The organism is Chromobacterium sp. Ag138, assembly GCF_055181315.1.
The window spans coordinates 2,863,401-2,869,691 of sequence record NZ_JBUPWA010000001.1; the positions used below are offsets into that span (position 1 = coordinate 2,863,401).

At 64.4% G+C, this 6,291-nt stretch carries 6 protein-coding genes and 1 other annotated feature; of the genes, 4 read left to right on the forward strand and 2 right to left on the reverse strand.

Annotation, left to right across the window (positions count from 1 at the left end):
- Positions 1-524: a sequence feature (16S ribosomal RNA rRNA prediction is too short), on the reverse strand.
- 516 nt (positions 525-1,040) lie between these two features.
- Positions 1,041-2,357 carry an MFS transporter gene (locus tag ACY3GB_RS13205; RefSeq protein WP_463089140.1) on the forward strand — a complete coding sequence of 439 codons (1,317 nt, stop codon included), beginning with the start codon at positions 1,041-1,043 and terminating at the stop codon, positions 2,355-2,357.
- Between the two features lie 63 nt (positions 2,358-2,420).
- On the opposite strand, the gene hslU is transcribed toward ACY3GB_RS13205, so the two are convergent.
- Together hslU and hslV are read right to left on the reverse strand one after the other, a co-directional pair.
- Complete coding sequence (hslU, locus tag ACY3GB_RS13210; RefSeq protein ID WP_463089141.1) at positions 2,421-3,767, reverse strand: ATP-dependent protease ATPase subunit HslU; 1,347 nt, start codon at positions 3,765-3,767, stop codon at positions 2,421-2,423.
- Between the two features lie 44 nt (positions 3,768-3,811).
- Complete coding sequence (gene hslV / locus ACY3GB_RS13215) at positions 3,812-4,363, reverse strand: ATP-dependent protease subunit HslV (RefSeq protein ID WP_043630155.1); 552 nt, start codon at positions 4,361-4,363, stop codon at positions 3,812-3,814.
- 143 nt (positions 4,364-4,506) lie between these two features.
- Here hslV and ACY3GB_RS13220 point away from each other — a divergent pair, with 143 nt between their 5' ends.
- From ACY3GB_RS13220 to ACY3GB_RS13230, 3 genes are read left to right on the forward strand one after another with little or no spacing between them, the layout of a single operon-like run.
- Complete coding sequence (locus ACY3GB_RS13220) at positions 4,507-5,205, forward strand: energy transducer TonB (RefSeq protein WP_463089142.1); 699 nt, start codon at positions 4,507-4,509, stop codon at positions 5,203-5,205.
- Entirely contained in the window at positions 5,202-5,879 is a 678-nt protein-coding gene (locus ACY3GB_RS13225) for a MotA/TolQ/ExbB proton channel family protein (RefSeq protein WP_463089143.1), read from the forward strand. Before ACY3GB_RS13220 ends, ACY3GB_RS13225 begins: the two co-directional genes overlap by 4 nt.
- The gene (locus tag ACY3GB_RS13230; protein WP_463089144.1) at positions 5,866-6,276 is read left to right on the forward strand and encodes an ExbD/TolR family protein; all 411 of its coding nucleotides are present in this window, start codon (positions 5,866-5,868) and stop codon (positions 6,274-6,276) included. The genes ACY3GB_RS13225 and ACY3GB_RS13230 overlap by 14 nt, the downstream gene beginning before the upstream one ends.
- Positions 6,277-6,291: the final 15 nt, after the last annotated feature.

Sequence of the window (6,291 nt, forward strand, 5' to 3'; positions counted from 1 at the left end):
ACGTATTACCGCGGCTGCTGGCACGTAGTTAGCCGGTGCTTATTCTTCCGGTACTGTCATCCCCGCCAGGTATTAACCAGCGGGATTTCCTCCCGAACAAAAGTCCTTTACAACCCGAAGGCCTTCTTCAGACACGCGGCATGGCTGGATCAGGCTTGCGCCCATTGTCCAAAATTCCCCACTGCTGCCTCCCGTAGGAGTCTGGGCCGTGTCTCAGTCCCAGTGTGGCGGATCATCCTCTCAGACCCGCTACTGATCGTCGCCTTGGTGAGCTCTTACCTCACCAACTAGCTAATCAGACGTCGGCTGCTCGTATAACGTGAGGCCTTACGGTCCCCCACTTTCCCCCTCAGGGCGTATGCGGTATTAATCCGGCTTTCGCCGAGCTATCCCCCATTACACGGTACATTCCGACGCATTACTCACCCGTTCGCCACTCGTCAGCGGTGCAAGCACCCTGCTACCGTTCGACTTGCATGTGTAAAGCATGCCGCCAGCGTTCAATCTGAGCCAGGATCAAACTCTTCAGTTCAATCTCAAGCAAATTTTCTGGCACGCAAGTTCAAAGAAATAAACAAGTATCTCTTGTCTCTTGCAGTGCAAGTGTTCGGCTTTCGCCAAGCACTTACACCTATCGGTTATTCGTTCTGTTAAAGAGCAGTGCCATCCGCTGCGTCGTCATCACCGGAACCGTTTCGTTTCCGCTGTTTCGTTCGCTGCGTCAGCTGAGGAGACGAACTATACCTGCGCCCTCCCCCTCGGTCAACAGGTTTTTTTAGAAAAGATGGGGGTTTTCACAGAAAAAGAGCCAACCTTCTGTTTTGAAATGTTTTTCCATTTTATCTTTTTCAAAAAAAGATCGCATCGCCTGCATCCGCAAGCCTTCCCACTACTTTCAGCACCATGAAAATTTCCTGAAAGTTGAAAAATCAGTCTGATTTTTTTAAAAATCATCGAAATGAGACAACTTCTCCGTCGTCTTGGCGTGACATTGTCATTCCATGTTAGGATGAAATGCCTTCATCATCAGGATGCGCGCCATGAACATTTCCCTGCGGCAACGAATACGGGGCTTGCCCTCCGGCTTCCACCTGCTGATGTTGAGCGATGCGCTGAGCGGCCTGGCGATGGGCGCCGGCTACGTCAGCATCAGCTGGTGGGTGGTATCGACCGGCGGCGCGCGCGACATGGCGTGGTTCAGCACGCTGACCGCGCTGGTGATGCTGATCGCGCTGCCGCTGACCGCGCCGCTGGGCGACCGTTTTCCCAAGAACCGGGTGATCGCCGGCGGCATCCTGCTGGCGATGCTGTCAGGCCTGGCCTTGGCCGCGATGGCCTGGTTCGGCTTCTACAGCCTGGCCTGGGTCGTCGCCAGCGAATCGATGGCCATGTTCGCCTGGGCCATCGTGTTTCCCTCGATGCTGAGCATCGCTTCCGAACTGGTGCCAGCGGCGCGGCTGACCGACGCGCTGTCGCTGCAGAAGAGCTCGCAGTCGGCGGGCAATCTGATAGGCCCGGTAGTGGGCGGCAGCCTGATGGCCTTCATGCCCGCCTGGCTGGCGCTGGGCGCTTACGCCATTCTGCTGGCCATCGCCGCGGTCGGCGCGCTGCGCATCCAGGTTCCGCCGCGCGATCTGGCCGACTTGCGGGAAGAAAGCTTCGTCGACCAGGTGCGCAGCGGCCTGCGCGTGCGCTGGCGCATTCCGCTGGAGCGCAGCTGGGCGTTCTGGGGCTTGCTGGTGATGACCGCCTACCTTCCCATGGTGGTCACGCTGCTGCCGATCAAGCTGCATCAATTAGGCCTGCCCGCGATCTGGCTGGGTGCCTGTGAAGCGGCCGCCAGCGGCGGCCTGCTGATCGGCTCGCTGTGGCTGACCCACCGCCTGCTGCAATACTGTAGCCGGCCGCGCGCCCGCGCATTCGCCATGTGGGCGCTGGCGGCGGTGTTCCTGGTCGTGGCGCTGACCGACAGCCCCTATCTGATGCTGGCGATGTTCGGCATTGAAGGCATGCTGCTGTCCATCACCATGCTGATCGGCCAAACCCATCGCACGCTGGCGGTGCCGGAGGCTTACCGCGCCCGGGTATCGGCGATCAATGTGCTGGTGGCCAAACTGGGCGGCATGCTGGGGCCGGCGCTGGCGGGCATCCTGCTGGCCAGCTGGTCGCTGGACGGCGTCTACCTGTTCTTCGCGCTGTTCCACCTGCTGACGGTGCCGCCGATGCTATTGCTGCCCGGCGTCAACCGCTTCCTCGGCCTGAGCCACGACGAGGTCAAGGACTGGTATTTGCGCCAACATCCCGAAGCCTTCGAACCGATCGCCCCGGCCGCCGGCAAACTGAAGCAGCCCATATAAAGCAAAACGGCGACCGAAATGGCCGCCGTTTTCACATATCTATATATAAGGTATGGAACAGCCTCAGAGCACGTAGCGCGCCAGATCTTCGCGCTCGGCCACTTCGCCCAGCTTGGCGTCGACGTAGGCGCCGTCGATCTTGCATGCGCCGGACTTGGCGTCGAAGGCCACTTCCTCCAGCAGCTTCTCCATCACCGTGTACAGGCGGCGCGCGCCGATGTTCTCGGTTTTCTCGTTCACCTGCCAGGCGATCTCGGCCAGGCGCTGGATGCCGGATTCCTCGAACGCCAGTTCCACGCCCTCGGTGGCCAGCAGCGCCTGGTACTGGCGCGTCAGGCAGGCGTTGGTGCTGGTCAGGATGGCCTTGAAGTCGTCCACCGACAGCGACGACAGCTCGACGCGGATAGGCAGGCGGCCCTGCAGCTCCGGGATCAGGTCCGACGGCTTGGACAGCTGGAACGCGCCGGAGGCGATGAACAGGATGTGGTCGGTCTTCACCATGCCGTACTTGGTGGACACGGTGGTGCCCTCCACCAGCGGCAGCAGATCGCGCTGCACGCCGGCGCGCGACACGTCGGCGCCGCTGTGGCCTTCGCCGCGGCTGGTGACCTTGTCGATCTCGTCCAGGAACACGATGCCGTTCTGCTCGACGTTCTTCAAGGCTTCGGCCTTCAGTTCCTCTTCATTGACCAACTTGGCGGCTTCCTCGTCGATCAGCAGCTTGAAGGCGTCGGCCACCTTCATCTTGGCGGCCTGCTTCTTGCCGGCGCCCAGGCCCTGGAACATGCCCTGCAGCTGGCTGGCGAAGTCTTCCATGCCCGGCGGCGCCATCACGTTCATCTGGGCGGCCGGCGCGGCGATCTCCAGCTCGATTTCCTTGTCGTCGAACTTGCCTTCGCGCAGCATCTTGCGGAATTTCTGGCGGGTGGCGCCGTCCTCGTGCTTTTCCTCGGCGGCCGTCTCCTCGGCGAAGAAGCCGGACGGCTGCTTGCGCGGCTGCGGCAGCAGCACGTCGAGGATGCGCTCCTCGGCGGCGTCCTCGGCGCGCGCGCGGTTGCGCTTGATCGCCGCCTCGCGGGTGTCCTTGATCGCCACGTCCACCAAGTCGCGGATGATGGTGTCGACGTCGCGGCCGACATAGCCGACCTCGGTGAACTTGGTGGCTTCCACCTTGATGAACGGCGCGCCGGACAGCTTGGCCAGGCGGCGGGCGATTTCGGTCTTGCCGACGCCGGTGGGGCCGATCATCAGAATGTTCTTGGGGGTGATTTCGCTGCGCAGCGGCTCCGCCACCTGCTGGCGGCGCCAGCGGTTGCGCAGCGCGATGGCGACGGCGCGCTTGGCCTTGTGCTGGCCGATGATGTGCTGGTCCAGTTCGTGGACGATTTCCTGCGGGGTCATTTGCGTCATGACGTTCTCCGCCCGGCGAGCCTCGCCGGGCCATGCATTCGGGATCAGGCCGCGTCGTCCGGGCCCAGGGTTTCGATCAGGTGGTTGTGGTTGGTGTAAATGCAGATGTCGCCGGCGATCTCCAGCGATTTCTTCACCACCACTTCCGGAGCCAGGTCAGTGTTCTCGAACAGCGCGCGCGCGGCCGACTGGGCGAAAGCACCGCCAGAACCGATGGCGGCGATGCCCTGCTCCGGCTCCAGCACGTCGCCGTTGCCGGTGATGATCAGCGTGTGGTCCTTGTCGGCCACGATCAGCATCGCCTCCAGCCGGCGCAGCATGCGGTCGGTGCGCCAGTCCTTGGCCAGCTCCACCGCCGACACCAAGAGATTGCCCTGGTGCTTTTGCAATTTGGCTTCGAAGCGCTCAATCAGGGTGAAGGCGTCGGCGGTGCCGCCGGCGAAACCCGCCAAAACCTTGCCGCCATGCAGCTTGCGTATCTTGCGCGCGGTGGCCTTGATCACGATATTGCCCAGGGTCACTTGCCCGTCGCCGCCCAGCGCCACGCGCTCGCCGCGACGGACGGACACGATGGTGGTGCCGTCGAACTGCTGCATATTGGTATTCCAATCAATGGCGGCCGGCGATGTGCCGGCCTTTGACCGATATATGCAGACGATCGCCGCGATTGCAAGCGCGCGCGCAACACAGGCCGCCCTTGCGCTAGAAAATGAGAATTGTTTGTATTATCATTTCCAGCATGAAATCCTCCGCTATCCTGCAATATTCCGCCCTCGGCGGCGTGCTGGCCGCGCACGCGCTGGCATTGACGCTACTGAACGGCATGTCCGCGCGCGAGCAGACCGTCACCCCGCCCCAGGCGCTGCGGATGGAGATGATTTCGCTGGCGCCGGCCGACAAGCCCGCGGCCAAGGCCGCCCCCGCGCCCGAACCGGCAAAACCGCAGCTCAAGCCGCAGGCCACGCCCGCGCCGAGCAAGCCTGTCGTCCGGCCCAAGCCGGACCTGCAGCCGGTGAAGGCCCAGGCCGACGCGCCCGCCCCGGCCAAGGCGATCAGCGTCGCCGCGGCCCCGGCCGCGCCGGCCGCCGCCGCGGAAGCGCCGAAGAGCGCCGGTGGCGGCAAGGCCGACAACCGCGACTTGCCCATCACCGAGCCGCAGTCCCGCGGCGGCTACCTGAACAACCCGCCGCCGGCCTACCCGACCGTGTCCCGCGAGGAAGGCGAGGAAGGCACGGTGCGGCTGCGGGTGCTGGTCAGCGCCCAGGGCGCGGCGCAAGAGGTGTCGGTGCATGACAGCAGCGGCTTCCCGCGGCTGGACCGCGCCGCGCTGGCCGCCGTCAAACGCTGGCGCTTCACCCCGGCCAAGCGCGGCGGCGAGGCCATCGCCTATCCCTTCATCGTACCCATAGAATTCTCACTCAAGTCTGCCAATACATGAACGTACTGACCGTATTCCAACAAGGGGACGCCGTGCTGATCGCGGTGTTCATGATCCTGATCCTGATGTCGGTGCTCACCTGGTACCTGATCATCGTCCGCGGCGTGCAGACCCTGCGCCTGCGCCGCGCCAACCGCGAGGCGGAAACCGCGCTGTGGGGCGCGGCCGACTGGCGCCAGGCCGAAACCAGCCTGCTGCATAGCCAGGGCCAGTTCGCCAACCTGGCGCGCGCCGGCCTCGCCGCGCTGAAGCAGTACCAGAGCCAGGCCGGCCGCGCGCTGGGCCAGGCCTGCGGCGTCGACGAATTCCTGACCCGCGCCATCCGCAAGGTGCTGTCGCAGGAGATGGCCCGCCAGGAAGCCGGCCTGACCGTGCTGGCCTCAATCGGCTCCACCGCCCCCTTCGTCGGCCTGTTCGGCACCGTGTGGGGCATCTACCACGCGCTGGTCAACATCGGCCAGGCCGGCCAGATGAGCATAGGCGCGGTCGCCGGACCGATCGGCGAGGCGCTGGTGGCCACTGCCGCCGGCCTGGCCGCCGCCATCCCGGCGGTGCTGGCCTACAACGCGCTCACCCGCGCCCAGCGCGTGATGTCGCAGGAACTGGACTACTTCGCCCACGACCTGCACGCCCAGCTGCTGACCCAGTCCGGAGAAAGCCATGGCGTTCGGTAGTTTCAACCAGGGCCCGGCCGCGCCGATGGCGGAGCCCAACACCACGCCGCTGGTCGACGTGATGCTGGTGCTGCTGGTGGTGTTCATCATCACCACGCCGCTACTGACCAACGCGGTCAAGGTGGACCTGCCGCGCGCGCAGGCCGCCGAGCATCAGGACAAGCCCGAGCAGATCCGCCTGGTGGTGGACGCCACCGGCAAACTGTTCTGGAACAACAAGCCGGTGGCCGAGACCGAGCTGCCCGCCCGCTTCGCCGCCGCCTCCGCCGCCAATCCCGAGGTCGAGCTGCACCTGTCGGCCGACAAGGCGGTGCGCTACGAAACCGTGGCCAAGGCGCTGGCCGCCGCCCAGAAGAACGGCGTCGGCAAGATCGGCTTCGTCACCGCCGCGCAGTAGGCCCGTCCCAAGACT